The following is a 26,666-nucleotide window of genomic DNA, read 5'->3' on the forward strand; positions in this document are numbered from 1 at the left end:
GCCAACCCTTTTTGAGCTACGTCCGTCCGGCGATGTCAGGGCGTGGGACAGCGGGCCGGTTGATGGCAGCGGTGAAACAGCGCATGGGGCGTCGCCGGCTTGCCCGGGCACCCAGCGCTCAGGCGGCTTCCCCGCCCGCGAACTCTGGCCTCCTGCCCGCAAGATCCGGCCGATACGGCGACGATGGACGCATGTTGTTTCCACCCGCCGCGCTGCTGTTGGACTTCGGTGGTGTCCTCGTCGAGTCGCCACGCCCACAGCCCGCCGCCCCGCCCGCCCTAGTCCAGCGACTACACGCACTCACCGGGCAGACCGTCCCGATCGACACGATCGTCCGAGACATCACCGACGGCTCCCGCCGGTATTCCCGCTGGCGCGACGACACCAGCCGGGAACAGGGTCCCGTGGAGGTGGCCCACGAGCGGGTATGGGAAGACTTCATCACGCCGAGCTGGCCGGACGCGGCGCGGGAGGCGGTACGGCGCGAGGCGCTCTCGTTGAGCTACGCGTGGGCGTGGGGCGATGAGTGGACCGTACGCGATGGGATCGCGGAAGCGCTGCGTACGGCGGCGGCCGGGGGGATCCCGATGGTGGTGGTGAGCAACGCGATCAGCGGCGCCGCCCATCGGGACTTCCTCGCCTCCGCCGGCCTCGGCCCGCTGTTCGCCGCCGAGGTGTACAGCGACGAGGCGGGGATACGCAAGCCGAACCCCGAGTTGGCCTGGCGTGCGGCGGACGCCATTGGTGTGTCGATCGGGAAGTGCTGGTTCGTCGGTGACATGGTCGACCGTGACATCGCCTGCGCCCGCCGCGCCGGGGCCGGGGCCGCGATCCTGATGCGGTCGTCGCGCACTGCCCGGGCGCAGCCCACGTCAGAGGCCGAGCCGGACGTGATCATCGACGACGGGTTCGGGCTGCTCGATCTGTTGCACCAGGCCGGGCTGGCTTGATCCGAGAGATCCAACGCCACGCGAGGTCCGCCCGGCCGGTTCAACCTTCTCCCCACGTCCGGGAGCCGAGCATCGGCTTAGGCGTCGGTGCTGTGGCTGTCGGCGATGGTCTTGAAAGCGGCCCCGGTGAGGTCCTGGTGCTGGATCGCGTGTCGGGCGAGAGCCATGCCGAGTCGGACCCCGTCGCGGAGACGTCCTGGATTGAGGGTTACGGCGGCGAGCACGCCCGCGGCGAATGTGTCTCCCGCGCCGACGCTGTTGACGACCCGCTCGGTGGGCAGCGGCCTGTGCGTGTGCGGTTCCGCCACGAGCGTGCCCTTGCGGTTCTGGTAGGTGCGGGCACCGGCCGCCGTCTTGCTGATGACGGCGGCTCCCGGTGGCATACGCCGCAGGAGCCGCTGGGCGATGCCCTCGTCGGTGTGCTCGGTGCGGCGCAGCGCCGCCAGCTCGGCCGAGGTGAGGTACAGGTAGTCGGCGAGGTCGAGGATCTTGCCGATATTTGGGTCGGCGGAGGTGCACCACTCGTGTCCGGGGTCGACGGAGATCCTCAGGCGGGGGTTGCGCTGCCTCGCGCCGCGCAGCAGCGGTAGCAGCGCAGCCGGTGTCTGTTCGTCCAGGAACGAGGTCACATGGACGATGTTCGCCCCGGCCAGATACTCGATGACCGTGTCCGAGTCGTGGTTGAGGTGGTCGGCCATGTCCGCGTTGGCGCCCTCGTGCACCAACATCGCGCGGTCGCCCGCCGCGGTGAGGGCGAGGCACATCCCGCCGGTGGTGGTGCGGTGCCCGACCAGGTGGTGCTCGACACCGTGGTCGGCGAACGCCTGGAGGTGCGTGGTTCGGGCGGGTGTGCTTCCGGCGACGCCGACGTACCCGAGGCGCAGTGGTCGGCGGGTGGCGGCGAGGGCGGTGATGGTGTTGTAGGCGGATCCGCCGAGCCGGACCTGCGAGACCTGCGGATCGGCGATCTTGAGAGCGAGTCTCATCGTGGTCGCGTCGACGCGTCGTTCCGCCCCCATGACCAGCGGTGGTGTGACGAGGCGGGCGACGCGGGGCAGCAGGGTGGCGCGCGGATCCGGAACGACGCAGTCGGTGTTCAGCGCGCCAACGCCCACAACGAGTGGGCGCCGGTCGTCAAGCTCCATGAGCACTCTTTCGGTGGCTCGCCCGATGGTGTTACAGATCGATGGCGGCGGTGACGAGGCGGTGGTCGGACGGATGGGGGATGTCGTCGATGGGCACGTGGACCCGGTAGCTGTCGCCAACGACGTGGGGAAGCATCGCGTCGTTGGCGAGGAGCCAGTCGATGAGCAGACCGCCGCCGACGTCAACTCCCGTGTTCACGGTGGACACGATCGGCGTCGAGGAATCTACCTGCCAGGCGAGTTCGGCCAAGGCGTGGAACCCGCAACCATCCACTCGACGACGTTGGTCGGCGTCCCAGTGGCCGATGAGGTGATCGACCGCCGCAGTATCGGGAACCCAGACCCCGTCGCGCAGGGTGCCATTGTGGCTGCGGGTCCGGTAGTCGGCTACCATCCAGTCCCGCTGCGGGAGGTGGTCCCCGCTCGCGGTCGAGTTGAGGTCACCACCCCCGAGGACCGGTAGCTTTTCCTTTCCGTAGCGGTCGAGGAGTTCGGCTTCGTACCGGCGGGCGGCACCGGAGCGGAAATCGAAGTGGTGGACGAATGCGAGGAACTCGGCCCGGTCGTCTGATCGCTGGCCGCTGCCGCGTACGGCGAAACGGGCCACGTTGCGCTTGTCGTCGTAGACGCCGGGGTCGTCGGGGTGCCACCAACTACGCAACGTCAACAGATCAGGGTTGTAGAAGGTAGCCGGGGGCAGCGGACCTCTGCGCATCCAGCCGAGCAGGCCGACGTACGGCACGCCGAGCGCGTCGGACAGCGCCTCCGCCGCCATGTACAGTCCTCGGCTGCCGTTGTCGCGATACTGCTTGGCCTCGCAGAACAGAATCAGCGCAGGTGTTTCGTCGACGTCGGCGAACGCTTGCTGCAGGGGGCGGAAGTCGTAGCCGGTGTCCGGCCGGAGGCCGCCGTCCTGGTAGTTGAACAGCGCTACTGGCAGTCGTGTCATGGCAGACGCATCCTTCGCGATGGGCTGGTGGGGGTGGTTCCCGGATGTGTCATGGCGTGGCGTCCGGGTGCTGGCGGCCGAGGGGAACCCGGTCCGGCTGTCCAGCGGCGCACCCGCTGGTAGGCGCCTGGCCGGACCGGGGACCCCGCTACACGGGTGTTACTGGAAGAGGTCGACCTTGAGGCGGTTCATCAGCTCGTTGTGCGTGGCCGTGAGCAGCCTCGGGGAGCAGGCGCACGGCTTCACCTTCCGCGTGCGGATCGTGTCGTAGGTCCACTCGCGGTGCTGCGGGTAGGTCGAGTCGGTAAAGACCGTCGGCTCGCCACACGGGTTCGCCGAGCTGCTCTCTCGGCTGGTGATACCGACCGACACCCATTCCAGCCGTGCGCCGATCCCGTGGCCGGAGACCTGGCGCAGGAGCGGGCTGCCGGAGTCGCCGAAGCAGGGACCGGCGCTGACGCAGATGTCGCCGAGCCCGGCGAATCCGCCCGCGCAGGCCGCGTTCGGCAGCCGGACGATGTCCCGCTGCCGCAACAGCGCGGGCGGTACCGCGCCGGGCGGGGGTGGGAACTCGGTGAGTCCCCACCCGACCGCCCGGACAGGGCTGCCGATGGGTGCCTGCCGCAGTGCGGTCGGCAATAGGTCCGCCCGCACCGGTTGAGCCAGCTCGATGAGGGCGTAGTCGGATACCGGCTCAGCGGGGTAGTTGACACCCCACATCCACTTGTCGTGCAGGTAGACCTGCTTGCCGGTGACGACCTGGCCGCCGGTGGTGCGGTCGAGGCTGTCGACGCGCACGGCGACGTTCTTACCAGGCACCGCGACCGGTACGGGCGCGGCGTTCTGGTCACTGACGCAGTGCCCTGCGGTGCGCACCCACTGGGGCAGGATCAGTTCGGCGCCGCACAGCGCGGTACCGAGGCCGGGGTACACGATCTGGAGGGAAACCACACCGTCGTGCTGCGTGGCGTCCTGCCCGCCGACTATCGCGGCGGCGGGGTTCGCTGTGCCGGCGAGAACGCCGGCGAGCGCGACCGCCACGAGGGTCGACCGTTTGAGGAGTTTCATCAATACCTTTCGTTTTGTGCGTGGTGTACGGCCCGGCATGGAGGTGTGCCGGGTTGTCTTAGAGCCGGCGATGGCCCCGCCCACGGGTCAGCGGGACAGGACCGTGTGGTGCGGGCTCTGGACTGGCGCGAGGGGCTGTAGGAGGTCGCGGATGGCCGCGGTAGCGCCCCAGCTGCACTGCGATACTTGGGGTGAGTCCATCAAGTGATCGTTGATGTCGGTAAGTCCTGCCGGTCGGATCCGACAATCCGCTGACAACCACATGGCCAGCAGTGACTCCAGCTCGCTTCGGTGTCTGTCCGTCCTGGCCCGGCAGCGAGTCCGGCGATGCTCGACAGGGTTGGCTGCCCCTGCGCGTGCGACGATGCTTCTATGAACCACAGCAGCGCCGGCTTGGTCATCTGGGATGGATGGGCATCCTAAGTGGCGGCTGAGCGCGCGGCGTTGGCCGACGAGGGTTTGGTGGGCCGACTTGAGGGGCTTGGCTCTGTCGGCTCTGTGTGAGCTGCCCGATAAAGCCAGGACGGGTTGTGCTGGCAGCCGCCGTTGAACCAGTGCTTCCGTCAGGGAATCCGATGTGTCGGCGTGTGAGCGCCACTGTGCCCGACGGTGTGGGAGCCGGCATGGACGGCGGTGCTGATGGCCTCGGGTAGGGGGTGTGGCGGGCGAGGTCGAGGGCGAGGCAGCCGAGGAAGGCGTCGCCGGCTCCGGTGGTGTCGACGACGGGGACGGCCGGTGCGGGCAGGGTGGCTGATCCGTGGGGGTGTGTGAAGGCGGCGCCGTTGGGGCCTGCGGTGACGACGACGGTACGGGGGCCGAGGCGCTGCAGCGCGACGGCGGCGTCGAGCGGATTGCCGGCGGTGGTGCGCAGGATGGCGGCAGCCTCATGCTGGTTGACGACGAGGACGTCGAGTTCCGCCAGCAGGGTGGGACCGAGGTCGGGGTGGGGGACGAGGTTGCCGATGATGATCGGCGCGCGGCGGTGGCTCAGCAGTGTGGTCACGGGTTCGGGTGGTAGGTCGAGCTGCACGATGACGGCTTCCGTGCCGAGGCCGGCGGCGGCGCGGTGGATGTCGCCGGGGGTGAGTTCGGTGGCGGGTGAGAGCGCGAGGGTGATGTAGCTTTCCCCGTCTGGGGTGACCTCGATGATGGCCGCTGCGGTGGTGGCGTCGGGGATGAGCTGGACGTGGCGGGTGTCGACGCCTGCGTCGGTCAGTGCTGTGGTGATCTGGTGGCCCCAGGTGTCCGCGCCGACGTTGGCGATCAGGGTGGCGCGCCCGCCGTGGCGGGCGGCGGCGATGGCCTGGTTGAGGCTCTTTCCGCCGGCTGTGGCGGTCAGAGGCGAGCCGATGGCGGTGCGGCCAGGTCGGGCACGGTGGGGTACGTGGATGGTCAGGTCGATGTTGGCCCGGCCGACGAATGCGACATCGACGCTGTCGCCCGAACCGCTGCTGTCGGTCACAATGTCGCTGCGGAAGCGGCCAGGGCGGCATGCAATTGCTGCACTCCGGGCTGGGTGGGAAACGCCGTGAGCTGGCGGCCTGCGATTACGACCTCGCGTCGGATTCGTGCCGAGCGGGTGAGGGTGGCCAGGTTGAGCGCGGCGAGGGCGGCGGCAGCGGCCAGCTCGGGTTCATCGGCGGCGGCGGCGTGGGCGGCGGCGGTGCGTGCCAGATAGCGGCCCCGTTCGCGTCGGTACGCTTCCGGCCACGCGTCGAGGGCCTCGTCGAAGCAGCGGACGGCGGCGCTGGCGCGGCCCAGCCGAAGCCAGCCCTCGCCCCCCTGCGCGCTGATGTATGCCGTGGTGCAGAACGCACCGAGCCCACCGCCGTCTGTTCTGGTGGCGGCAGCGAGGTGGTGGGCCTCGTCGATGGCGGCCCGGAACGAGCCGGCGTCACCTTCGACGGTATGCCCGTGGGCGCGTTGCACCGCCGCGAACGCGCGCACCTGCTCCTGGGCGCTGCCGGCGCGTTCGGCGGCACGGGCGAGCCCGAGTACGCGGTCCTGGTCGGCGGCGTCGACGGCCCGCTGCGCCATGCGGGCGAAGACGTAGGCGGTGAATTCCATGGCGCCGGCTTCTTGGGCCATGGTCAATGCTTGGGCGAGCCACCATTCGCCAGCGTCGCGGTCGCCCAAATCGTCGCTGAGCCAGCCGGCGAATTCTGCCCACCGGGCCTCGGCACTCAACAGCGCGTCGCGCAGACTGCCTCGTGCGGCTCGGCGGTAGTCGGCGATGTGGCCGAGCTGCTGGCGGGCCGTGGGGAGGATCGCCGCGGCGCCGACCCGGTTGTCGGACTCCACGAGCACCGACCGCAGTACCGCGAAGTGCTCCACGACGGCCGGATCAACCTGCGCCGCCCGTGTCGCCGCGACCAGCGGCTCCGCACCCGCCAGAGATGCCACCACACCGCCGGGGACCGCTTGTAGAAGCGCCCGGCGGCTGACCAGAACCTGCTGGCCCCGCCCGTCTTCCACAGCCGTCACGATATCGGCCTCCCCGGCGAGCTGGCCGCCTGTGTCGGTCACTAGGGCGGTGCCGGTTGCGGTCAGGGCGGTGGTGAATGCTGCCGTTCCCCTGGCCCGCCTGTACTTCTGCCGGACGGCGATGACTTGGTCATACCCGGCGGTGAGGGCGCCGTCGGTGTTGAGGATCTCGTCACAGCGCCCCCGGAAGGCTCGCTCTGGGTGCTGGCGCCCGACTTCGGTGTTCGCGATCGTGCTGCGCCCGGTGAAGACTATGGGCGCCAGCGAGTGCTGGGTGTGGCCGGCAGCCTTGCGGTACACGGCCAACTGCTGGCCGAGCGCGCGCCATGCCTCGCTCACCTCGTGCGGGTCTGACACCGTTGCCCCCCGGGGCCATCGCCGCCTCTGCTGGCCGAGATGGCCGAGCCGGCCAAAGGCGATCTTCGATGTGGATGATGACCCTACCGTGCGGGCGCCGCTGCGTCGGTCCTCCACCCGCCGTCGGTGGTAGATGGTTCCGCCTCGGGCGGTAACCACCAAGGCCGGGCGGCGTGCAGGGCCACCCCCGACAGCATTGTGAGAAAGTCATTCCATCATCATCCGACCGGTACGCCGGCGTAGGGCGGCATCGATGAGGAGAGCTGCCTCGTTCGGCTGATGGTGGTCTGTGTGGATACGCAGCGCGAATTCGTCGGGTGTAGCAGTATCGAGGTCCTGCAGAGTTTCGTCCCATACAGTCAGCCGTGCGTCCACGTCGACGCTGCCCCTCAGTCGGGCGCGTGTGAAGGTTGCTTCCCGGGAGCACCAGAGCAACACAGGCAGCCAGTCGACCTCGTAGGCGCGCAGGGCACGTACGCCGACGACCTGACCCATGTGCACGACCGGAATCTGGCCGGCGGCGAAGGCAGCGTCAAGGCCGGGCCGGTCGACGACGTATCGATTTCCGTAGCGATCGTTCTCGTAAATTACGAGACCGTCAGCGCGCAGCTGTTGCAATTCGGACGCGCTGGCCAATCGATATCTTGTGGTATCGCCGTGTTCGGCAGCGAGTTTGAGTTTTCCGAATCCGACGTATCGCGGATCGAGTTGGTGCAGAGCTGCGGTGATGGTGTCCTTGCCGGCCGCCGGTGGGCCATACAGGATGATCGCCGGAGTGGTCACGAGGGCGAGACTATCCGAGTCACCGCATCGGCGTGCCCGGAGAGCCCGGCAGCGGCGTGACGGGCGTTGTCGACGACGAAGTGCGGCAGCGCTGGCCGCAACGTCGGGTCAACGCTGGCGGCGTATGTGTCCCAGTGGTTGAGCTTCCAGCTGTCGCGTGCGGCGTCTCGACGCGCCAGATAGTCGTACATTGAATCGACGTCTGCGTCGACCCACACGGAGAGGATGCCAATCCCGCGAGTGCTGCACCTATTCGTGAGGCGCTGGAGCCACCCGGCGTTGGGTAATTCGTGCAGGAAGGGGGCGCTGACAATGCAGGACCCGCCTGCATCCAGTTGAGCGAAAGCCGCGTTTAGTACACAGCGGTACTCCACCGGACGGACTCGGCGTAGGTATGCCTCCGAGTGCCGATCGTTGGGGTCGCGATCCATCGCAGACAGCAGGTCCTCAACCAAGGGGCGAGTGATCTGGTCCTTATCCAGCAGCGTCCAACCAGTAATGCCGGCCAACATCCGGCCGAACTCGGTCTTCCCGGAGCCCGCGTAGCCTCCGATTAGAACAAGCGCGGGAGCACATTCGGACCGACCGGCGCGGGCTTCGTGCGCATCGAAGATCCGCCGTCGCAAGCCTTCGATGCTCGGCCCGGCGTTGTCGCCCGAACCTGCCGCAGCGGTATGCCGGATGACATGATCCATCAACGGGTGCGCCCCACGGTAGCGGGTGGTGGTGGCGACGAGCGCTTGGTGACGACGCCTACCACGTGTCAGCCTCTCCACCCGGTCGTACTCTTGGATCAATGCGCCATCGGCACCTAGCAACGTGTCGCAGCGGACCCAGAATCCACGGTCTACGCGCTGATGACCGGTCTCCACGTTCGCAATGGTGCTGCGGCCGTAGCAGGCGAGCGGGGCGAACGTGTGTTGGGTATAGCCGGCCGCTTTGCGCAGCGCCGCCAGCGTTTGCCCCAGCGCTAGCCAGGCACCACTGGGGTCCTCCGCCGCTGGAATTGACATCGACAGGCTCCTGAGTTGAGGCGCTGGCGGAGGGCAGGGTTATCGCTGCTCATCCGGCGTGACCACAGTAGCGTCGTCGGCTGGCATGAGGTAGTCCCAGGAGGCGCCGAGTGGTCGGCCGGCCTCAAACCAAGGCGGGCCAACTTCGGGTGAGCGTGGTGAGGGTGTCACGATGTTCCATGAACCACAGCGGCGCCGGCTTAGTCATCTGGGACGTCGACGGGACGCTCATCCCTGCGGACTTGCGCTGGCTGACGCGCGCGATCGCTCGTGCGTACGGCATTGCGGAGTCCGAGGTTGTCTTCCCTGACAAGAAGGTGCATGGGTATACGGACGAGTCGATCGCCGTCGACACGGCGATCGCTTCGGGCGTCGACCCGTCAGCTGCGGAGGCGGGCATACCCGGCTTCCGCCAGGCCGTTGCTGCGGTCATGTAAGAGGGTCGGCAGGAGTTGGCTAAGGTCCAGCCACCGTACTCAGGTGCTGCGGCGAGCATCGCGGAGTTGCACGGCCGTGGTTTCATCCAGACCGTGCTGACCGGCAATCTGCGTTCGGCTGCCGAGGTGAAGCTGGACGTCGCGGGCTTGGATGAGTTTCTTGATCTTCGCGTCGGCAGATTCGGGTCGGACGCTCGAGATCGCTTTCAGCTTCCGGCAGTTGTAGCTCAGCGCTCCTCTGCGGTCTACGGTGATCCGCTCGATTCTGCGCGAGCGATCGTCATCGGGGATGCGCCCAACGATATCGCTTGCGCACGTCACGCCGACTTTCGTGTCGCTGTCGTCGCGCATCGGATTGGGCGTCAAGAGCTGGCATCCTACGAACCTGACGTGGTGCTCGGCAGTCTCGACCCGACGGCGGTGGTGGCCGCCGCGAGTTCGCTGTTGAATGCGGGCGGGTCGCCGGCTACCTGTTAGGCGGCCATCTGTTCCTCAAGTTCGAGGACAATCGGCTCGTCGGCCATCGGGCCAGCCGCTCTCGGGCTCGGTGAGCTCCGCGCACTCGACACCCTCTAGCAGCGCGCTTCCCGAGCGCACCGGGCTGCTGCGAACTGCACGGGGCAATCGCCGCGCTCGGCTAACCGGCTAGCCCGCGGGCGCTGTCGATATCCGAGAGGCCGTCAGCGATGATGGGGCGATGCGGCTGCTCATCCTTGGCGGAACTTGGTATCTCGGTCGAGCGATCGGCGAGCTCGCTCTCGATACGGGCTGGTCTGTGACCACCTTCAACCGGGGTGCCTCAGCACCCGATCTTGCCGGGGTCGAGGCTGTGCGCGGTGACCGGGAGCGGGTCGAGGATCTACGGCGCCTTGCGGGGCACGGGCCGTGGGACGCAGTCATCGACACGATCGGATTTGTACCGAAGCAGGTTCTGAATGCCGCGACCGCGTTGGAATCGGTGGTCGGCCATTACGTGTTCCTGTCCTCCGTAAACGTCTACACCGGGTGGCCGAACGAAGCGCTGGACGACACTTCGGCGCTCTTCGCCTGCCCACCAGACGCGAACGCGTCGTTCGGCGTGGAGTTGGGCTACGCGGGGCAGTACGGGGCTCTGAAGGCTGGATGTGAGCGAGCCGTGGTCTCGGTTATCGGCACGGAGCACTCCACGCTTCTGCGTCCAGGCGTCATCCTCGGGCCCCGTGAATATGTCGGCCGTCTGACGTGGTGGCTTGGCCGGGCGGCCCGCGGGGGCCGCCTTCTGGTTCCAGGGCCTCATAGTCGTCCGATCCAACCGGTCGACGTTCGCGATGTCGCACAGTTCGCCCTGCACTGCGCCTCCTCGCGAGTTTCGGGTACGTACAACGTGACCGCGCCCATGGACCATGCGACCTTCGGCGATCTCGTCGAAAGCTGCGTCGCCGTGACGGGGGCGGGCACTGAACCCGTTTGGGTGGATTCGGACTGGCTCAGTGCTCAGGACGTGCAGCAGTGGACCGAGTTGCCACTGTGGAGGACGAATCCAGGAGTCTGGAAGGTCGACAGCCGTCGCGCGGCGACCGCGGGGCTGAGGTGTCGGCCGCTACACGAGACGGTGGTGGAGACCTGGGCGTGGATGAACAGCGGCGGCGCTGCGATCACCGGCGACGGTGAGGCGGGCCGAGCTGCGGATCATGGCCTCCCTCCCAAACGTGAGAGTGAGTTGTTGTTGGCCTGGCAGCAGGCTCGTCAAGCTGGCGGCAAGGCGGGCCGCCCTGCGTGAGCGGTTCCAAAGCTGGAAGCGAGCTCTGCTACCTGGCGGGCGTTGGAGACGGCTTGCCACTGGGGTTCGGATAGCAGGCGATGGATCCGCTGTAGCCGTCCCAGCAGGCCGGTGCGCCGCCAGTCCGACGGCATGGCCCACAGCGGGGCGAGCGTCTCCCGCGCGGTGTCGAGGTGACCGCCGAGTAGTTGGCAGGTGGCAAGGTCGGCTCGCGCTTCAGCTAGCACGGTAGACCACTCGCTGCCGGGTTGGCCTCCTGCGAGGTTGAGCGCGCTGACCGCCGCCGCGATTGCGGGTTCTGCGTGGCCGACCTCCAGCCAGGCTGTGCTGGCGCTCCGTGCCTGTTGCGCTGGGGTGTAGCCGAACTCGCCGCCGATGATGTCGTGGAGCAGGTCCTGCCCGTCGCTGCCACGCGCGTCTTCGGCCGCGCTGACGGCCCGACGGACGTTGTCTGCGGCGCCTCGATGTGACCAGGCGCGGGCGAGGACAGCCAGGGCCCGGACTCGTGCCACGCCCACTGGAGCGAGAGCTACCGCCGTCTCGGCGTACCCGACCGCCTCCGCGGTCTGACCAGTCCAGTAAGCGATCGTTGCTTGCATGCCGCGTGCGTATGCCCGTACGCCGTCGTGCCCGGCGACCTCGCCGTACGTGTATGCCGCACGCGCGTACTCCATTGCCGACGGCCACAGGCCGAGATCCACGCTCTCACTCGCGAGTAGAGCTGCTGCCTGCGCAACGATGAGGTAAAGCTCGCGCTGTTGTCCGGGACGGCGTGTCCGCTCCAGCAGCGCGACGGCAAGGTTTCGCACACGCAGAGTCTCGCTGACGGCGACGGCGGGGGTCAGTCGCGCAAAGTCTCGCGCTACTCGGGTTGCGTCATCACATAGCTGCTCAATTGTGGCCTCTGACACGGCCCACGCCCCTGCATCCATCGCGTGTTCGGTGGTTACCCGAGCGGCGTTCCTGATCGAACGCTCCACGCCAACGTACGTGTCGCCCGGCCCGCCAGCAAACCCGTCAATCGGGCCAGGCAGGCGCTCGGACCAGGCATGGGAGCTTCCAGGGAGGAGGTGTCGAGCGTTGGTGCCCGGACGCTGTTGCCCTGGCCCGAATTCCGCTTGTCGGTGCCACTCTTCCCCAGGCATGTGGGGCCGGTGTACGGACTTCTCGGCCAGCGGAGTGGCGCCTTGGGGGCGTGCTGCGGTCCCTGATGCGCGGCGCTGCCGCTGGGCGTACACGGTGAGTCGGTCGTATTCCTGGGCGAGGATGCCACCGGTCTGCAGGACGGCGTCGCAGCGGACCCAGAATTCCCGATCGGGCTGCTGGCGTCCGGTCTCGGTGTTGGCCACGGAGCTGCGGCCATATCGAACGAGCCCCGCGAAGACGTATTGGGTATGCCCGGCGCTCTTGCGTAGCTGTGCGAGTCGGTGGCCAAGGTCGCGCCATGAATCCGCAACTTCCTCGCTAACAGCCATGATTACTTCCCTCACGGGCGGCGCTTGTGATAACGATGCGCTAGACCATAGCTGCTCCTTGTGATGGCCAGTGTGGCGTTTTGGCACCCGCCCGTGGCGGAAACGGCTCTGTGGCACCGGCACCGGTCGGTCTGCGATGGCCTGGAGTGAGGGTTGCGCAGGTCGCGGCCCGATTTCGTTAGGCAGCCTGTCGGCGGAGTTTCACTGGTTTACCCACGAGGAGCGATTGTCGGAGTTTTGTCAATGTTTTGTGCGAAGGACGGTGCACACCTCAAGCAGCGGGGTCGACCGTCTCGACTGGGCTTTGGAGCAGGTAGCGGTCATCGAGGCAAGAGCATTCCCATGCCTGATCGAGCTGCTGCGGCCTGTACCTCAGCGGCGATCGCGATGTCATGCACCCCCATGCCGAACGGATTGATGACGACGCGGTGGTGAGGGTGAACTGGTCGTTCGTAACGGCCTGACACGACGGTAGCTAGGTCAGCGTCGACTCTGCGTCCGTAAGTCGTGTTTGCCTTGGTAGGTCCTATGACCGCGCCTGTGCGGGCGAGCTGCCCGAGTAGGCGGTGATGGTCGTTCCTCACGAGGTTCCAGTCGTCGACGATGAGGTGGTCGCTTCTGAGCAGGAGCGCCTCTGTGGCGTCGTCGAGGGAGACGTTGAGGAATGTCGCGCCTGGCTGAAGCCAGTCGAGTTGCGCGTACGGGGTCGTCGTGGTGGTGACTGCGATAACCAGATCTGCGCCCCGGACCGCTGCTTCCGCGTCGTCGGCGACGTGGATTCCTGTCTGCCGGCTGTGGCTATCGGCGAATCGTTTCGCGCGCTCGACGTTGAGGTCAAAGGCGAGAATGCGTCGCAGGTTGGCGCAGAGGGGTGTCAGCAGGGTGAGATGGGTGGCGGCTTGCCGACCACAGCCAAGGACGGCGATGCTGCGGACCGCGGCCAAATCGCGCAGTGCACGTACGGAGACGGCGGAGACGGCTGCCGTACGAAGCGCGCTGATGACCCCGCCCTCCATGACGCAGGTCGGCGCGGCAGTCGCATCGTCGTGCAGCACGATGAGGCCGTGGGCGCGCGGGAGTCCGCGGTCAAGGTTGCCAAGGCACGAGTTGATGACCTTGCAGCCGTGAGTGTTGCCGGAGGTGGCTGGTAGGACGAGGCTGCGGGCGGCAGTGCCGTCGGGCGCGGCCCATCTGAGCGCTGCCTCCGCGCCAACGCCCGCGACTCCCTGCGCGACTCGGCAGAAGGTGTCCTCAACGATGGCGAGCGGATCGATCGACTGGCACAGCTTCGTGACGTCGGCCTCGCTGAGATACAGCAGCGGCTCAAGGCTCATAGAAGATGCCTCCTTGCGGTAGAGCGGCGTTGTAAAGGGCGCTGATGGCGTCGGTGTCGCTGGCCGTCGATGGTGGCTCGGCGGTAGCGGCGTAGATGCTGTTCTGGTATCGGTCGCCGCCGTCGGGGCAGAGGCAGGCGATGTCGCTGATGGTGGGGTCCTCGGTGGCCAGCCGCGTGGCGGCGGTGACGGCGGCACCGGCTGAGCCGCCGAGTGACAGGCCGGTGCGGGCTCGGATGACGCGGCAGGTGTGTGCGGCGTCGTCGTCGGTGATGTGGATGATGCTGTCGCACTCGTCGGGGCGGACGAGTTGGGAGACGAGGCCGGAGCCGAAGCCGGGTAGTTTGCGGGGGCGCGGCCGGAGTGGTCCGCCGGTTGCGGTGGAGCCGACGGCGTCGACGGCGACGACGCGGACGGTGGGGGCGTGCTCGCGTAGGTGTGCGATGACGCCGGCCAGTGTGCCGCCGGTCGACACGGGGATGGCGACGGCGTCGGGGAGTCCCAGCGCGGCTGGGCCGAGGAGTTCCGGGCCGGTGGTGGTGGCGTGGGCGGCTGGGCCGGCGGGATTGCTGTACTGGTCGGTCCATGCGGTGTCGGGGTGGTGGAGCCGGAAGGCGTGGACGGCGTCGATGCGAGCGTGGACCTGGTGGATCGGGTCCGCAGTGTCGACGGTGACCAGGTCGGCGCCTAGTTCGATCATCCGTGCCAGGCTGTAGGCGGGCGTGGTGGCGTCGACCATGAGGGTGCACCGGTAGCCGCGCTCGCGGCACAGGCCGGCGAGGGCGATGCCGAGGTTGCCGGATGTTGACTCGACGACGTGTCCGCCGGGTCGGAGAGCGCCTTGGGCGACGAGGGAGTCGAGCAGGGCTTGGGCGGTGCGGGCCTTGACGGAGCCATACCGGTTTTCGGCTTCGAGTTTGAGGCGCAACCGCACGGTTCGAGACGGCAGTGGCACCTGCAGGACCGCGACCGGAGTCGCCGCACCGGCGGTGGCTGAGGTGTGCAGTGACGGCTGCGATGCTGCCTGCCTCATCTCACCACTGACCGGGCCGAGTGCAGGAACTCGTCGCGCAGCGCCGCGTCGAATCGGACCGTGCCGAGGAGCGCGGTGGTGATCGTCTCGGTGCCTGGTGCCTGGGCGCCACGCAGGGTCATGCACAGGTGCTCGGCGCGAACGAGGACGCCGACACCGGCTGGGGCGAGGCGTTCGGCGAGGTATGTGGCGATCTGCTGGGTCAGGCGTTCCTGGACCTGCGGGCGTCTGGCGGTGTGCTCGACGAGCCGGGCCAGCTTCGACAGCCCGACGATCTTATCGGTGGGGTGGTAGGCGACGTCGGCGCTGCCGCGGAACGGCAGCATGTGGTGCTCGCAGAGGCTGTGAAACGGAATCGCCCGGACGGTGACGAGACGGTCGTAGGCGGCGTCGTTCGGGAAGGTGGTGAGGGTGAACGGGCGCGGGGTGAGCAGTTCGGCGTAGGCGGCGACCATCCGGGTCGGGGTGTTGGCGGTGCCTGGGGCGTCGATGTCCACCCCCAGCGCCTTGAGGAGATGGGTGGCGGCGTCGCGCGCAGACTCGAGGTCCGGCGGGGCAGTGGTCGTGCTGGGGTCGGTGGTCATGGGGCGTCCTTGTCGACCGGGGGCAGGAGATGCGGGCGCCGCGCCACGACGTCGCGGAGGAAGGACAGCTTGGAGTAGTAGCCGGGCTGGGCCGGTAGTGCGTGCTCGGCGAGGACGCCGGCGACCCAGTCGGTGATGCGCTCGACCTCGGTGAAGACGGCGGGTTCGTCCAGGGGCAGCACGCTTCGACTGCGTAGGTATTCGACCTCAACCTGGACGAGCGTTTCGGTCGGGTCGGCGTACAGGGCGCAGCGGTCGACGAAGATGCCGTAGTGGTGGCCGGTGCGCAGCGACTCGAACTTGATGTCGTAGCGCATCCGGCGAAACCCCGGCATGGGCCGGGCGAGGAGCCCGAGGGTGTCACGTACGTAGCTGTCGAGGGGGACGGTGATGGTGACATCGATGTCCACGTGCTCGTGGCGGACCAGGGCGTCGGTGTCGTAGTTCTTGCGTTTGACCTGGTAGAGGCCGGGCTGGGTGTAGAGGAACGAGACGTAGCCGCGCTGCGGGCCCGGTCCGTGGACCTCAAAGAGGGTGTTGGCGAAGTCCCACGTTTCGAGGGGGTCGCGGAAGCGGGGTGCCATCTCGCGTAACGCGCCGTTAGCGACCCGGTCGTGCAGGTCGACAGCGAGGGGCCACAGGGAGGTGTCGCGCGGCAGCGTGAACTTGGTTTCGATTTCCTTGCCCAGGTGGGCCTGGCTGATGGCACCGTCGAGGCTGTTGAGCTGCGCGGCGTGCGCGCCATGGCGGGCGACCGCATCGGCGATCCAGCTGACGGGATCGGCCGGGTCACCGGTGGGGGTAGGGGCCGTGCGGATGAAGCATCCGGCGTCGGGACGCAGGTGCACCCGGCTGTAGGTGTGCCATCCGTCGGGGTGGGCGGTGGCACAGAACAGCGGTGTGTGACCACGCGGGTCAGCCCCGCCGATCGTGGCCAGCGCATCGGTGAGCGTGCGGCCAAGATGCAGACCGGTCAGGAGGGCGTCGGCCGGGATCTGCTGGGTGTGCTGGCGGGTTCCGTCGTAGGTCCGGGTGATCACGGGCAGGAGTCGGTCGTCGCTGAAGCTGGCAATGATGGTGTGCGGCGTGCCCGGCTGTGGCGGTGTGGGCACGGTAACCGCAGTGATCGGCTCGTCCCGGCCCAGTTCCCGGGGGTGGTGGAGCAGGTCAGCGTTCGCGATGAGCAGCAGCGCCTGGCCGACGGCGGGGGGTGTCATTGAGACTCGCCTCCCCGCACGGTTCGCTGGGGCGTGTTGTCAGGAACGCGTAGGAGACCGGCGGTAGGGTGCCACGGGCGCCTCCCGCCCGGTCGTTGACCGCTGATACGAGGTGCGGGCGCTGTTGGACTTGTCGGGAGCCGGTGATTGTGACTACGAAGCCGACCATCGCCGCGCTGGCGGTCGTACCTACCGCGTCGGGTCAGGTGGTGTTCGTGCGGCAGCAGCGCGGCCCGTATGCGGGGTGGCTGCTGTTGCCGGGCGGCAAGGTGGAGTTCGGGGAGTCGGCGCACGACGCGGCCCGCCGGGAGACGGTCGAGGAGTCCGGCTTCGAGGTGGGCGAGCTGACGCCGACCGGGGTGTACGAGATCCGCGCCGAGGACGGCTCCTATCACTTCGTGATGTTCGCGTTCCGCGCCGGCACCGCGACGCGGGTGACCGCCGGCGGGCATCACGTGGACGGGGTGGTGCAGGCATCGGTCGATGAGGTGCAGCCGCACCCAACGGTGATGCAGATCCTCAATGACGCCGGCGTCGCCAGCTACCCGGTTCGGGACGTTGAGCAGGGCCTGCACCGGGACGGGATTCTGATGCGTGGGTATCTGACCGCAGCTCCGGCCGCCGTGGTCTGAGGTGCTCACTGGCCGGCCTCCGCCGGCTCTGGGTCCCACTGAACTCCACCTCCGAGGATGCCGTCCTCGGTCACCGTGCAGCGCACCCGCCGGTGCGTGCCGTATCGCTCGGTGATCGCGGCGACGAGCCGTTCGGCGAGGTGCTCGCAGCTCTGGGCACCAAAGTCCAGCGGGCCGTCCGGGTGGTCGGGTGGACCAGCGAACGAGCCGAGGACGGTGGTGAGCCAGCGGGCGACCGCGTTGATCTCCAGCTCGCGGTCGCCGTGCTCGACGGAGATCTCGACGGAGGCGACGAAGAGGTGCCGGTGAGACGAGGCGAGGTACCCGTCGGGTGGGTTGGCGCCCGGCCACCGGTGCAGCCCTTCGACCTGGGTTGTGACGTGGATGTGGCGGGTCAGCGCCATGCCGCCTCCTGCTTACTGGGTGCCTCGGCGGGCAGGGGCGGGAGTCCGGCCGCGTCGCGCAGCAGAGCGACGTGCCGGTGAGCGGTGGCGAGCCGCATCGGGTCGAGGACGTGGTCGTGCAGGTTTGGTTTGTCCGGGGCTTGCCGCTCAGCCCGGCCCGTGCTGGCGTCGGCGGGCAGGTCGTGGGCGGCGTACCAGAAAGCGAACGACGAGTCGTTGCCGGTGATGAACGTGTCGTAGCCGTGCTTGCGGTGCTGGCGTAGCTCCCAGATCAGGGATCGGTCCCCGCCGAGCAGATGCAGCGGCAGCGGTGGGTCGCCGTCGCTGGTAAGCGCGGCCAAGCAGTTAAGTCGGGCTTCGGCGACCGGGCCGGAGAAACACCGGGGTACGGAGAGCTTGCTCAGTCCGATCATGTTGACGCCGGGCAGGTCGGCGAGCCGCGCGTGGCAGTCGAGCCACTCGTGACGGGTGGAGCCCTGCGGCACGGCCATGTATGTGAACCGTCCGGGTTCGGCTAGGTCGGCGGCTTCGGCCAGGAACTGGCGGGTGGCTTGGACGGTGGCGGGGCCGTCGTAGAGCACGTCGTGGCAGATGACGGCCGCCGGGTTGATCAGGTGCGCGGCACGGAGGACGGCTTCGGCGTTCATACCCTGGCCGGTGGTCTCCTCCAGTTCGTAGGCGCTGTTGTCGAGCACGACCCGGATCCCGGCCTGGGCGCGGGCGACGAAGTGTGCGGCCTGGGCGGGTTCGGTGAGTACGAGATGGGTCAGCGCCATGTCGATGCTGCCGGCTGTGGATAGGCCGGCCAGGTGGGGTGTACTGGCGATGACCGCGACGTCGATCAACGTTGGTTCTCCTCGTCTGGGTCGGGGGCGCCGTGGCGGCAGTCGCGGCGCAGGAAGCAGCCGGTGCAGGCGGGTGTGCCGGCGGTGCATGTGGTCCGGCCGACCAGCAGGAACACGAAGTGCGCCAGCGCGACGTCGGCGCCGTGGGTGAGTAGCTGGGCGATGACGGCGTCGCGCACGGTAGGGGTGAGTTTCCCGTCGTGGCGGGCCAGGCCGAGCCGGTCGGCGACGCGGAACAGGTGCACGTCAACCGGCATGGTCGTGGTGGTGCGGGCGGAGAACACCAGCACGCAGGCGGCGGTCTTGTGCGCCACCCCGGGCAAGCCCTCAAGGTAGGCCAGCGCGTCGGCGGCCGGGCCGTGCATGATGCGTTGGTCGAACCGGTTAAGGCCGTCACCGGCGACCAACGCGGCGAGCTCGCCCAGCCGGTCCGCCTTGTAGGGCCCCGCAGAGCGGATGGCGGCGCGCAGCACGTTGCGATCGAGGGCGGCCAGGCTCTGCGGCGTCAGGCCATCGCAGAGCTGGTCGAGTGCGGGGTAGACGCGGCGGACGATCTCGCCGGTCCGGTTCTGTGACAGCACGGTGATGACCAGCGCCTCGAACGGCGGCGCCCACATAACGATCACGCCGCCGTACCGGTTCTGCAGCTGCGTCCAGATGGGGCTCGTCCCGACGTCGAGGTCCGCGACCTGGATCGGGAACATCCGCCGCAGCAGTTCGGGCAACTTGTCGTGAGGGTGACTCGCGGTGACGCGCAGGCCGCCGTCGCTCTCGCCGACGGTGACGACGATCGGGTGGCCGTCCAGGTGCAGCACGCGGCGGTAGCCGCCTGCCGGATCGGGTTGCCAGGCCAGGGCGGGAATCTGGATGTCCATGGTGGCGTCCAGGTCCGGTGGCCTGGTGAACGGCAGGTCGAACTCGAAGGCGGTGGTGGTGCTCATCGCAGGCTCGCCACCCGGGCGTGGTCGGCGATGGCCTGGCCGGCGATCAGTCCGCTGAGCGCGGCGGCCGAGAGGCTGGCGGTGTAGCCGGCGGCGTTGCCCACCACGTACAGGCCGGCGATGTCGCGGCTCTGCCAGGTGTCTGGGTCGATGGGGACGCGGTAGTTGTAGTACTTGATCTCGGGTGCGTACACGACGCTGTCCGGGGCGAGTACCGGTGGTAGGGCGGCACCGAGGGCGGTGATGTAGCTGGCGAACGCCTCGGCCAATGGCGGCGGTAGCACCGCCCGAAGGTCACCAGGGCGGGTCTTCGGGTTCGACGCGTCCACGCCGAGCGGCTGTCCGGTCGCCGCGTCAGGAAGGAACCCGGCGAGGGGCTGCCGGACCGGGTAGCCGCCGGTGGCGGCGGTGATGGCCCGAGCCGTGTTCCGAACGTACGCCTTCGGGTCGGGGGTGAATGCCTCGGTGATGGTGGCCAGGATCGCCAGGTTGGACAGGTCGCTGCGCCGGTGCAAGAACGAGTGGCCGTTGACGCCGCGGATGTCCAGTGGGCGGTGGAATTCGTTGACGATGTAGCCGTGGCCGTTGACGCAGAAGCTGCGCACGTCGATACCGCCTGGGCTGGTGTGGTGGGCCTTGAAGTCGTAGAACTGGCCGATCAGCGGGTCGAGGGCGGCGGCCGAGGTTTCCAGCCGGATGCCGATGTCCGCCGGCCCGGTCTCCAGAGTGACGCCGGCAGCGGTGAGCTGCTCTTCCAGCCAGGGTGTGCCGACCATGCCAACCGCGGCGACGACCGCCGTGGCGTCGACGGTGAGCGGCCCGGAGCGGTCACGGCCGACGACCCCGACAACTTGGCCATCGATGATGCGCAGCTCGGTGACCTCGACGCCGGTGAGTAGCCGCACACCCCGGTCTTGGAGCTCGGCGCTGAACCGGCGCCCGAACTCGCGGATGCCGTCAGATCCCACGTGCAGCAGCGGGTACGACTCGCCGCGCAGCTGGCTTTCGTGCCCCGCAAGTGCGGACAGTTCCGGTACGGGGGCGTAGTCGACGGCGTCGCTGACGTTGCGGCGGACAGCAGCGGCGATGGTGTCGAGGTGTCCTGCCTGGATCTCGGTGAACAGCCGTTGGGAGTGCGTGCCACGCACTGCGGACAGGGTGATCTTCCCGTCAGAGAAGGAACCCGCTCCGCCTTCGCCCTCCAGCACGGGGCACGTGCGGCACTCGCAGCCAGGCCCGGGTGGGCAGACCCGTCCCGCCATCGGCCTGCCCCGCTCGGCGATCACGATGTCGGTGACCCCGGCGCGCAGCAGGGCGTCAGCGGCGAATAGCCCTGCCGGTCCGGAACCGAGGATCAGGGCGGTGCAGCGCAGGGTTGTCATGCGGCGTTGCCTCTCGACGTGGGGGCGGAGAGCCGGTCCTCGATCGCTACCAACGCGGTAGACAGGACGGCGGGTGCGGGCTGCTGCGCGTCGAGGACGACGACGTCGGCTCCCTGGCCGCGCAGCAGAGCAAGGCAGGTGCGGTAGGCGTCCGGTAGGCCGGCGGTGAATTCGGGTGTCTCCCAGCGGCTGTCCGGGGGCCGGTCCACGCGGGTCGCCGCCACTGGCGCTGGCACGTCGAGGTACAGGTACACGTCCGGCATCCGCACCCCGGCGGCGCAGGCGGCGTAGAAGGAGGGGTCGATCCCGTCGGTGTGGTGGTACGCCAGCCCGGACAGGTAGTACCGGTCGGCGATCACGACCTGCGCCGTGCGTAGCTGTGCCTGCAACGTTGGCTGTTGGTGGTGTCTGTCAGCGGCGGACAACAGTGCCAGTGCGGTCGGGCAGGCAGGTTCCTCGACCGCGAGGCTCCGCAGCAGGCTCCCGATTGGTGCGCGGGTGGGCTCCTTGTGCCGCTCAACGACGACACCCCGGTCACTCAACGTCTGGCACAGGCTCTCGACAAGGGTCGTCTTGCCGCTGTGGTCGATGCCCTCCACCGCTACGAACAGTCCCACCATCAGCTCCCCACCTCGACGACGCAACGGCGCAGGGCGGCAACACGCGTGGCCAGCACCTGCTGGTCGGGGTGCAGCAGCGCCGCCGGGCCGAAGTCCTCCACCGCCAGGGACGCGACTGCGCAGGCGTACCCGGCCGCGCTCAGCAGCTCGTCACCTTCGACCAGGCACGCCGCCAGTGCGCCGGCGAACGCCTCGCCGGCGCCGGTGGGATCCACGGCGGGGCGAGGAAACGTGGGGATCCTGTGCACGGCGTCGTGGGTCAGGACATGGCAACCCCGGGCCGCGTCGGTTACCACCACAGCCCGTCTTGATCCGTCGAGCGTCTGAGAGAACCACGTCAGCGCGTCCGTCACGTGCGTCACCGCAGCGAGGGCGACGGCTTCCGGCGCCGAGCACACGAACACGTCGCAGGTTTCGAGCATCCGCAGCACCGAGCTGCGATCGGCGGCGATGCGGGCCAGGAACGTGCCAGCGCTGATCCGAGCACGCCGGGCGCCGGGCGTACCGCGCAGGGCTGTCGCGTATCGCAGCTGGACGCCGGGATCGCCCAGAGCGCACAGGTGAAACCCGGATGCGCCCAGATAGGCCGGCGGCATTTCGCCGGGAAGCAGGTATTGCTCATCGCCGGCATGGTCGGTGCGGTAGGTGGCCCGGTCGTCGCCGTCGTAGCTGATGTCGAAGGCGAGGCTACGGCCAGGCAGGGTGATCAGCCCCGCGTCGCTGACCGCGGGCCGCCATGGCCTGCCTGCGGTCAACGGATGGTCGCTACTGATCCCGACCAGGCCGACGGTGGTGCGGGTGGCCGCAGCCAGTGCCGCGTAGAGCCCGCCCCCGCCGAGGACCTGCACCCCGTGCCGTCGCGGTGTGCTGATCCGGTCGACGGAGACACCACCGACCACGACCAGGCGGGGCGCGCCCAGGTTAGCGTCCACGGGCGTCCTCCCACAGCAGCACATGCAGTCGACCAGTCAGGTTCCACCCACGCTGCAGCGTCTCGTCTGCCAGCGCGCGAAGGTCCGTCACGTGCTGCCCCGAACGGGTGCCCTCCGGCATCACCCACACAGGTGCCAATCCGTACCGTTCGGTGAGGTCGCCGATCGCCTCGAAGTCGCCCGACCCCGTGACGACGAACTTGAACACCGCCCGTTCCGTCGCGACGAACGCGGCCAGCGCGGCGGCGTTGATCGGCCGGTCATCGTCGGCGGCAAACGACGGCAGCTTCGGCGAGACGTTGAACCGATCCACCACGGCGGTTAGCGCGGCGCTTGGGGCGATTGTGCCGTTGGTTTCGATCTCTATCCGGCGTCCGCCGGCGGCGAGCCGCTCCGCCAGCGCGGTCACGGTGGGCTGTTGCAGCAGAGGTTCCCCGCCCGTGATCACCACCAAGGCTGGCGGTGAGGCGAGCACCTGCTCCGCGACGGCCTCGACGGATGCGGTTACCGTATGGTCCCGCAGGTCGAAGCGGCGGGTGTCCCACGTGTAAGGGGTGTCGCAGCCAGGGCAGCGCAGGTTGCACCGGGAGAGCCGGACAAACATAGCCTGCTGCCCGGTCGACGGGCCTTCGCCCTGAAACGTCGGGCCGAACACGTCCGCCAGCAACAGCCGCCGGTCCGACATCGGCGGGAGCACGGTGCTCACGTCAGGTCCAGGACGTACTCGGCCCAACTGCTGGGCGTCTCGGACACCCGGACGATAGCCAGCCGACCGCCCAGATCCCCAACCAGGTGGTCCTCAAGCCATCGCGCGAGGTGCCATGCCAGCCATTCGCTGGTTGGTGCGATGTCGCCCAGGACGTCGTTGAGGTGCCGGTGATCGAGGTGATCGTTGATGTACTGGCCGAACGGGGCCAGGTCACCGAAGTCTGTTACGAAGCCCGGCCCGGTGAGCGAGCCACCTTCCAACACCACCTCGACGGTGTAGGTATGTCCGTGCACGCGACCGCACTTGTGCCCCTCAGGCAGGCCCGGCAGACGGTGCGAGGCGTCGAAGGTAAACCGTTTGCCAATGCGCCACACGCCGATCACCGACCAGCCGTTTTAACAGATGGCCGTCGCGACTGGTGCATCGCACGCGTGGCCAGGACCATCTCAGCGATCGTTTCGCCTATTTCCTGCGGAGACATGTCATTGACGTCCAGCGGAGTCCAACCGTGCTGGACCGTCCACACGTCGAGCACTTCGCACAGGCGCCGCTGGTAGCTGACGAATGCCTCCCGGGTCAGGGCCACGTCGCCCTCGTGGTTGCCCGCTTCACTAATACCGAACGTCGCCTTGCGACCTGCGGCTGTCACCGGGTCAAGATCCAAGCGGACGACAAGGTCCGGCTTCGGCAATCCATCGAAGACCGCAGCCGCCGCCGCAAGCTCCACATCCGGGCGCATCGCCAGCTTCGCCAGGAACTTGTAGGTCCAGGTGTCCGTCACCACCACGTGCCCGGCCTCGATCATCGGCCGCACGGCACAATGCGCAGCAGCCGAGTACCAGGCGGCCTGCAAGTACACCCAGTGCATGTCACCCAGTTCGAGGTACGGGTCGTCGGCAGGATGCTCCCAGATCAACGACCGCAGCTCAGAAGCATGGCGACGCACGTAGTCGGAGCCGAAAGCCGTGCTCTTCTTGTCGAAGACGACGGCCGGAATCTCACGACCGCGCAACGCCTCGGCGACATACCCAACAGCGGTCGTCTTGCCGGCACCGTCGATCCCCTCAAGGCAGATGAACAGCCCGGGGTTCCCGCCGACTCCTTGCGCGACCAACGCTTGCGGTAAACCCATGACAAGCGCTCCCTTCTCTTCTCGACGACATTCCCGGCTTTCGACTTGGGCCCTGTGCGAGCTAAGGCCGCCCACGCGCGGGCACCCACCGCAGCGCCTTTTTCTGATGAATTGGTATGCCTCTGACGACGCCACGGCCAGCGATGTTGACCGCCCGGATGCGCGATGCCTGAGGTGAGTCCATCAGTGTTCGTAGATGTCGGTAAGTCCTGCCGGTTGGAACCGACAATCCGCTGACAACCAGGAGTCAGCCGCGACACCAGCTCGGTCCGGTGTCTGTCCGTCCTCGCCCGACAGCGAAGCGGCGATACTCGACAGGGTCGGCTGCCGGCGGGCGTGCGACGATGCTTCCATGAACCACAGCAGCGCCGGCTTGGTCATCTGGGACGTTGACGGAACGCTCATTCCCGCGGACTTGCGCTGGTTGAGGCGTGCGATCGCTCGTGCGTACGGCATGGCCGAGTCCGAGGTTGTCTTCCCTGACAAGAAGGTGCACGGCTATACGGACGAGTCGATTGCCATCGACACTGCGATCTCCTCGGGCGTCGACGCGTTGGCTGCGGAGGCCGGCATACCCGCCTTCCGTGAGGCCATCGCCGCAGTGATGCAAGAGGGCCAGCGGGAGCTGGCTGAGGTGCAGCCGCCGTATCCGGGTGCGGCGGCGAGCATGGCGCAGCTGCACGGCCGTGGTTTCATTCAGACCGTGTTGACTGGCAACCTGCGTTCGGCCGCCGAGGTGAAGCTGCAGGTGTCGGGCTTGGACGAGTTTCTCGATCTGCGCATCGGCGGGTTCGGGTCGGACGCTCGAGACCGCTTCCAACTGCCGGCGGTCGTCGCTCAGCGCTACTCCGCGGTCTACGGTGTTCCGCTCGATTCCGCTCGGGTGATCGTCATAGGGGATGCTCCGAACGACATCGCTTGCGCACGTCACGCCGGCTTCCGTGTCGCTGTGGTCGCTCATCGGATTGGGCGTCAGGAGCTGGCGTCCTACGAACCTGACCTGGTGCTCGACAGTCTCGACCCACCGGCGGTGGTGGCCGTCGTGAGTTCGCTGGTGAGTTCGGGCGGGTCGGCGGCCGCCTGCTAGGCGGCCATCTGCTCCTCAAGTTCGAGGACAATTGGCTCGTCGCGCCATCGGACCAGCCGCTGTCGGGCTCGTTGAGCTCGTGCGATGCCCCGATGGTTTCCGCCGGCTTTTAGCCGGTTGTAGGTGTCACCGAGCAGGGCGCAGGATCGTTCCAGCTCGCCGGTCTCGGCGTAGGCGCTCGCGAGGTCCACTGCTGCGGCGAGGGCGACGTTGACGTTTGCGGGGTCGTGTTCGAGCGTTTGTACAGCACTTTCGAGCACCTGCACAGCCTGGTCGGGCTGGCCAAGAAGGAGATGGCATGTGCCCGCATAGACGTGGAGGCGGGCGTTGCTCCAGTCGCTGTAGAGACCGACACAGTCGGCCGGTGACAGTTCGTTGACCGCTGCTTCTGCTCGCTGTAGAGCGGCGGAAGCCTCGCGTGAAAGCCGCAGGGCGGCGTAGGCCTGGGCCTGCTCGGCGGCTATGCGAGCTCGTGCGGCGGGGCTGAGATCTGTGGCTGCCTGGTCGGCCTCGTCGAGCAGCCGCAGGCCGATCATGACGTCACCATCGGCTTCGATCAGCGTGGCAGCTTGGAGGTTGCTCTCGAAGATTCGTGCGGTCGCGCTGATCCTGCGATCACCGAGCCTGTCGCCCAGCTGGCGGGCGTAGGCGCAGTGAGCGATTGCGAGAGCACGATTGCCCTGCGCGCTCCACAGCCTGCTGGCGACGACCGAAGCTTCGGCGAGCATAGCTCCAATATCAGCACGGACCGGTGCGCGGCCGGCTTTGCGGTAAAGCGTCGACAAGCATTCACGGTGCGCCTCGATCAGCCCCAGAAGCGCGTCAGGTGACACAGCCTGGCGTTGCTGAGCAAGCATGCTGGTCAGAGTGGAGAAACTGTTCCACTCGCCCACCAGGTAGTCGCCACCCGGTCTGCGGGCAAACGCCTCAAGAGCCGTGGAGGACGACGGTCCCGGCGTGACCTCTAGCTGCTGAGGTGCAGGGATGCTGCTCGGCATCTGCCGGACGCTGATGTGCCGGATTCGATCGTATTCTCGGGCCAGGCTGCCGCCGGTCCGCAAGAGTTCATCGCATTGGGACCAAAAGGTTCGCCCCACTCGCTGCCGTCCGGTTTCCACGTTCGCGATTGTGCTTCTTCCGTAGTTGGTGAGAGGCGCGAACGTCTCTTGTGTGTGACCGGCGGCTTTGCGGCTGCGGGCGAGCATCTGACCAAGAGCGATCCATGCCGCAGCGATTTCTTGAGGTGGAACGTTCGGCATCAGCGGCTCCGGATGGATATGACGAACGTCCGCGCGAGGTGAGACGCGGTGGCGTGAGGGCACTGTAGCTGCAGGGGCGGGGTGTGTCGGGTTGTCAGCGGCTGGTTCCGACATTCTTCCGACAAAGTTCCGACA

At 68.1% G+C, this 26,666-nt stretch carries 28 protein-coding genes and 1 pseudogene; 6 read left to right on the plus strand and 23 right to left on the minus strand.

What is annotated here, in order from left to right:
• Positions 1–191: 191 nt before the first annotated feature.
• Positions 192–950, plus strand: coding sequence for an HAD-IA family hydrolase (locus ACGFIQ_RS25195; protein ID WP_393247518.1), 759 nt, complete (start codon positions 192–194; stop codon positions 948–950).
• 77 nt (positions 951–1,027) lie between these two features.
• On the opposite strand, the gene ACGFIQ_RS25200 is transcribed toward ACGFIQ_RS25195, so the two are convergent.
• The 7 genes from ACGFIQ_RS25200 to ACGFIQ_RS25230 all read right to left on the minus strand — a co-directional run bounded on the left by ACGFIQ_RS25200 (position 1,028) and on the right by ACGFIQ_RS25230 (position 8,749).
• The gene (locus tag ACGFIQ_RS25200) at positions 1,028–2,095 is read right to left on the minus strand and encodes a carbohydrate kinase family protein (RefSeq protein ID WP_393247520.1); all 1,068 of its coding nucleotides are present in this window, start codon (positions 2,093–2,095) and stop codon (positions 1,028–1,030) included.
• Between the two features lie 31 nt (positions 2,096–2,126).
• A complete protein-coding gene (locus ACGFIQ_RS25205) occupies positions 2,127–3,044 on the minus strand; it encodes a hypothetical protein (protein WP_393247522.1) in 918 nt (305 codons plus the stop codon).
• 159 nt (positions 3,045–3,203) lie between these two features.
• The gene (locus tag ACGFIQ_RS25210; RefSeq protein WP_393247524.1) at positions 3,204–4,112 is read right to left on the minus strand and encodes a S1 family peptidase; all 909 of its coding nucleotides are present in this window, start codon (positions 4,110–4,112) and stop codon (positions 3,204–3,206) included.
• A 397-nt stretch (positions 4,113–4,509) separates the two neighbouring features.
• Entirely contained in the window at positions 4,510–5,574 is a 1,065-nt protein-coding gene (locus ACGFIQ_RS25215; protein WP_393247526.1) for a PfkB family carbohydrate kinase, read from the minus strand.
• Complete coding sequence (locus tag ACGFIQ_RS25220; protein WP_393247528.1) at positions 5,571–6,935, minus strand: helix-turn-helix domain-containing protein; 1,365 nt, start codon at positions 6,933–6,935, stop codon at positions 5,571–5,573. The genes ACGFIQ_RS25215 and ACGFIQ_RS25220 overlap by 4 nt, the downstream gene beginning before the upstream one ends.
• Before the next feature lie 225 nt (positions 6,936–7,160).
• A complete protein-coding gene (locus ACGFIQ_RS25225) occupies positions 7,161–7,736 on the minus strand; it encodes a kinase (RefSeq protein WP_393247530.1) in 576 nt (191 codons plus the stop codon).
• The gene (locus tag ACGFIQ_RS25230; RefSeq protein ID WP_393247532.1) at positions 7,733–8,749 is read right to left on the minus strand and encodes a helix-turn-helix domain-containing protein; all 1,017 of its coding nucleotides are present in this window, start codon (positions 8,747–8,749) and stop codon (positions 7,733–7,735) included. Before ACGFIQ_RS25230 ends, ACGFIQ_RS25225 begins: the two co-directional genes overlap by 4 nt.
• Positions 8,750–8,928: 179 nt before the next feature.
• Between ACGFIQ_RS25230 and ACGFIQ_RS25235 the strand changes: the two genes are divergently transcribed.
• The 3 genes from ACGFIQ_RS25235 to ACGFIQ_RS25245 all read left to right on the plus strand — a co-directional run bounded on the left by ACGFIQ_RS25235 (position 8,929) and on the right by ACGFIQ_RS25245 (position 10,945).
• Positions 8,929–9,186 carry a hypothetical protein gene (locus tag ACGFIQ_RS25235; RefSeq protein WP_393247534.1) on the plus strand — a complete coding sequence of 86 codons (258 nt, stop codon included), beginning with the start codon at positions 8,929–8,931 and terminating at the stop codon, positions 9,184–9,186.
• A 66-nt stretch (positions 9,187–9,252) separates the two neighbouring features.
• Positions 9,253–9,663: a haloacid dehalogenase-like hydrolase gene (locus tag ACGFIQ_RS25240; protein WP_393247798.1), complete on the plus strand. Its 411-nt coding sequence runs from the start codon at positions 9,253–9,255 to the stop codon at positions 9,661–9,663.
• Positions 9,664–9,883: 220 nt separating this feature from the next.
• Positions 9,884–10,945 carry an NAD-dependent epimerase/dehydratase family protein gene (locus ACGFIQ_RS25245; protein WP_393247536.1) on the plus strand — a complete coding sequence of 354 codons (1,062 nt, stop codon included), beginning with the start codon at positions 9,884–9,886 and terminating at the stop codon, positions 10,943–10,945.
• Here the strand turns inward: ACGFIQ_RS25245 and ACGFIQ_RS25250 are convergent.
• The 6 genes and pseudogenes from ACGFIQ_RS25250 to ACGFIQ_RS25275 form a co-directional block, all read right to left on the minus strand.
• Positions 10,912–11,754 carry a hypothetical protein gene (locus ACGFIQ_RS25250; RefSeq protein WP_393247806.1) on the minus strand — a complete coding sequence of 281 codons (843 nt, stop codon included), beginning with the start codon at positions 11,752–11,754 and terminating at the stop codon, positions 10,912–10,914. The genes ACGFIQ_RS25245 and ACGFIQ_RS25250 overlap by 34 nt on opposite strands.
• 465 nt (positions 11,755–12,219) lie before the next feature.
• Positions 12,220–12,420: pseudogene (locus ACGFIQ_RS25255) on the minus strand (helix-turn-helix domain-containing protein); the annotation flags it as partial.
• 320 nt (positions 12,421–12,740) lie between these two features.
• On the minus strand, positions 12,741–13,754 hold the full coding sequence (locus tag ACGFIQ_RS25260) for an ornithine cyclodeaminase (protein ID WP_393247538.1): 1,014 nt from the start codon (positions 13,752–13,754) through the stop codon (positions 12,741–12,743).
• Positions 13,744–14,787 carry a cysteine synthase family protein gene (locus tag ACGFIQ_RS25265; protein ID WP_393247540.1) on the minus strand — a complete coding sequence of 348 codons (1,044 nt, stop codon included), beginning with the start codon at positions 14,785–14,787 and terminating at the stop codon, positions 13,744–13,746. Before ACGFIQ_RS25265 ends, ACGFIQ_RS25260 begins: the two co-directional genes overlap by 11 nt.
• Entirely contained in the window at positions 14,784–15,371 is a 588-nt protein-coding gene (folE, locus tag ACGFIQ_RS25270) for a GTP cyclohydrolase I (RefSeq protein WP_393247542.1), read from the minus strand. Before folE ends, ACGFIQ_RS25265 begins: the two co-directional genes overlap by 4 nt.
• On the minus strand, positions 15,368–16,588 hold the full coding sequence (locus ACGFIQ_RS25275; protein ID WP_393247544.1) for a hypothetical protein: 1,221 nt from the start codon (positions 16,586–16,588) through the stop codon (positions 15,368–15,370). Before ACGFIQ_RS25275 ends, folE begins: the two co-directional genes overlap by 4 nt.
• Positions 16,589–16,737: 149 nt before the next feature.
• On the opposite strand from ACGFIQ_RS25275, the gene ACGFIQ_RS25280 reads away from it, so the two are divergent.
• Positions 16,738–17,220 (plus strand): NUDIX hydrolase, encoded by a 483-nt coding sequence (locus tag ACGFIQ_RS25280; protein ID WP_393247546.1) that lies wholly within the window; start codon positions 16,738–16,740, stop codon positions 17,218–17,220.
• A gap of 5 nt (positions 17,221–17,225) precedes the next feature.
• On the opposite strand, the gene ACGFIQ_RS25285 is transcribed toward ACGFIQ_RS25280, so the two are convergent.
• The 9 genes from ACGFIQ_RS25285 to ACGFIQ_RS25325 are packed head-to-tail and all read right to left on the minus strand — an operon-like array spanning position 17,226 to position 24,185.
• Positions 17,226–17,624, minus strand: coding sequence for a hypothetical protein (locus tag ACGFIQ_RS25285; protein ID WP_393247548.1), 399 nt, complete (start codon positions 17,622–17,624; stop codon positions 17,226–17,228).
• Positions 17,615–18,469, minus strand: a complete 855-nt coding sequence (locus ACGFIQ_RS25290; protein ID WP_393247552.1) for a hypothetical protein — start codon at positions 18,467–18,469, stop codon at positions 17,615–17,617. Before ACGFIQ_RS25290 ends, ACGFIQ_RS25285 begins: the two co-directional genes overlap by 10 nt.
• A complete protein-coding gene (gene nth / locus ACGFIQ_RS25295) occupies positions 18,466–19,410 on the minus strand; it encodes an endonuclease III domain-containing protein (RefSeq protein WP_393247554.1) in 945 nt (314 codons plus the stop codon). Before nth ends, ACGFIQ_RS25290 begins: the two co-directional genes overlap by 4 nt.
• On the minus strand, positions 19,407–20,792 hold the full coding sequence (locus ACGFIQ_RS25300; protein WP_393247556.1) for an FAD-dependent protein: 1,386 nt from the start codon (positions 20,790–20,792) through the stop codon (positions 19,407–19,409). Before ACGFIQ_RS25300 ends, nth begins: the two co-directional genes overlap by 4 nt.
• Positions 20,789–21,412 carry a dTMP kinase gene (gene tmk, locus ACGFIQ_RS25305; RefSeq protein ID WP_393247558.1) on the minus strand — a complete coding sequence of 208 codons (624 nt, stop codon included), beginning with the start codon at positions 21,410–21,412 and terminating at the stop codon, positions 20,789–20,791. The genes ACGFIQ_RS25300 and tmk overlap by 4 nt, the downstream gene beginning before the upstream one ends.
• Entirely contained in the window at positions 21,412–22,344 is a 933-nt protein-coding gene (locus tag ACGFIQ_RS25310; RefSeq protein ID WP_393247560.1) for a carbohydrate kinase family protein, read from the minus strand. The genes tmk and ACGFIQ_RS25310 overlap by 1 nt, the downstream gene beginning before the upstream one ends.
• On the minus strand, positions 22,334–23,050 hold the full coding sequence (locus ACGFIQ_RS25315; RefSeq protein ID WP_393247562.1) for a 7-carboxy-7-deazaguanine synthase QueE: 717 nt from the start codon (positions 23,048–23,050) through the stop codon (positions 22,334–22,336). Before ACGFIQ_RS25315 ends, ACGFIQ_RS25310 begins: the two co-directional genes overlap by 11 nt.
• Positions 23,047–23,436 carry a 6-carboxytetrahydropterin synthase gene (locus ACGFIQ_RS25320; RefSeq protein WP_393247564.1) on the minus strand — a complete coding sequence of 130 codons (390 nt, stop codon included), beginning with the start codon at positions 23,434–23,436 and terminating at the stop codon, positions 23,047–23,049. Before ACGFIQ_RS25320 ends, ACGFIQ_RS25315 begins: the two co-directional genes overlap by 4 nt.
• Positions 23,433–24,185, minus strand: a complete 753-nt coding sequence (locus tag ACGFIQ_RS25325; protein WP_393247566.1) for a dTMP kinase — start codon at positions 24,183–24,185, stop codon at positions 23,433–23,435. Before ACGFIQ_RS25325 ends, ACGFIQ_RS25320 begins: the two co-directional genes overlap by 4 nt.
• 352 nt (positions 24,186–24,537) lie before the next feature.
• Here ACGFIQ_RS25325 and ACGFIQ_RS25330 point away from each other — a divergent pair, with 352 nt between their 5' ends.
• Entirely contained in the window at positions 24,538–25,272 is a 735-nt protein-coding gene (locus ACGFIQ_RS25330) for an HAD family hydrolase (RefSeq protein ID WP_393247568.1), read from the plus strand.
• Here the strand turns inward: ACGFIQ_RS25330 and ACGFIQ_RS25335 are convergent.
• Positions 25,269–26,531, minus strand: a complete 1,263-nt coding sequence (locus ACGFIQ_RS25335) for a helix-turn-helix domain-containing protein (protein ID WP_393247571.1) — start codon at positions 26,529–26,531, stop codon at positions 25,269–25,271. The genes ACGFIQ_RS25330 and ACGFIQ_RS25335 overlap by 4 nt on opposite strands.
• Positions 26,532–26,666: the final 135 nt, after the last annotated feature.

The sequence above is a fragment of the Micromonospora sp. NPDC048898 genome, from assembly GCF_043198035.1.
Taxonomy (GTDB): domain Bacteria; phylum Actinomycetota; class Actinomycetes; order Mycobacteriales; family Micromonosporaceae; genus Micromonospora.

Bases quoted from the DNA above. Each gene is read 5' to 3' on its own strand.
- ACGFIQ_RS25230 (WP_393247532.1), bottom strand. From the start codon at position 8,749: ATGTCAATTCCAGCGGCGGAGGACCCCAGTGGTGCCTGGCTAGCGCTG.
- ACGFIQ_RS25265 (WP_393247540.1), bottom strand. From the start codon at position 14,787: ATGAGGCAGGCAGCATCGCAGCCGTCACTGCACACCTCAGCCACCGCC.
- ACGFIQ_RS25195 (WP_393247518.1), top strand. From the start codon at position 192: ATGTTGTTTCCACCCGCCGCGCTGCTGTTGGACTTCGGTGGTGTCCTC.
- ACGFIQ_RS25200 (WP_393247520.1), bottom strand. From the start codon at position 2,095: ATGGAGCTTGACGACCGGCGCCCACTCGTTGTGGGCGTTGGCGCGCTG.
- tmk (WP_393247558.1), bottom strand. From the start codon at position 21,412: ATGGTGGGACTGTTCGTAGCGGTGGAGGGCATCGACCACAGCGGCAAG.
- ACGFIQ_RS25235 (WP_393247534.1), top strand. From the start codon at position 8,929: ATGAACCACAGCGGCGCCGGCTTAGTCATCTGGGACGTCGACGGGACG.
- ACGFIQ_RS25325 (WP_393247566.1), bottom strand. From the start codon at position 24,185: ATGGGTTTACCGCAAGCGTTGGTCGCGCAAGGAGTCGGCGGGAACCCC.
- nth (WP_393247554.1), bottom strand. From the start codon at position 19,410: ATGAGCACCACCACCGCCTTCGAGTTCGACCTGCCGTTCACCAGGCCA.
- ACGFIQ_RS25205 (WP_393247522.1), bottom strand. From the start codon at position 3,044: ATGACACGACTGCCAGTAGCGCTGTTCAACTACCAGGACGGCGGCCTC.
- ACGFIQ_RS25285 (WP_393247548.1), bottom strand. From the start codon at position 17,624: ATGGCGCTGACCCGCCACATCCACGTCACAACCCAGGTCGAAGGGCTG.
- ACGFIQ_RS25275 (WP_393247544.1), bottom strand. From the start codon at position 16,588: ATGACACCCCCCGCCGTCGGCCAGGCGCTGCTGCTCATCGCGAACGCT.
- ACGFIQ_RS25335 (WP_393247571.1), bottom strand. From the start codon at position 26,531: ATGCCGAACGTTCCACCTCAAGAAATCGCTGCGGCATGGATCGCTCTT.
- ACGFIQ_RS25260 (WP_393247538.1), bottom strand. From the start codon at position 13,754: ATGAGCCTTGAGCCGCTGCTGTATCTCAGCGAGGCCGACGTCACGAAG.
- ACGFIQ_RS25330 (WP_393247568.1), top strand. From the start codon at position 24,538: ATGAACCACAGCAGCGCCGGCTTGGTCATCTGGGACGTTGACGGAACG.
- ACGFIQ_RS25210 (WP_393247524.1), bottom strand. From the start codon at position 4,112: ATGAAACTCCTCAAACGGTCGACCCTCGTGGCGGTCGCGCTCGCCGGC.
- folE (WP_393247542.1), bottom strand. From the start codon at position 15,371: ATGACCACCGACCCCAGCACGACCACTGCCCCGCCGGACCTCGAGTCT.
- ACGFIQ_RS25300 (WP_393247556.1), bottom strand. From the start codon at position 20,792: ATGACAACCCTGCGCTGCACCGCCCTGATCCTCGGTTCCGGACCGGCA.
- ACGFIQ_RS25245 (WP_393247536.1), top strand. From the start codon at position 9,884: ATGCGGCTGCTCATCCTTGGCGGAACTTGGTATCTCGGTCGAGCGATC.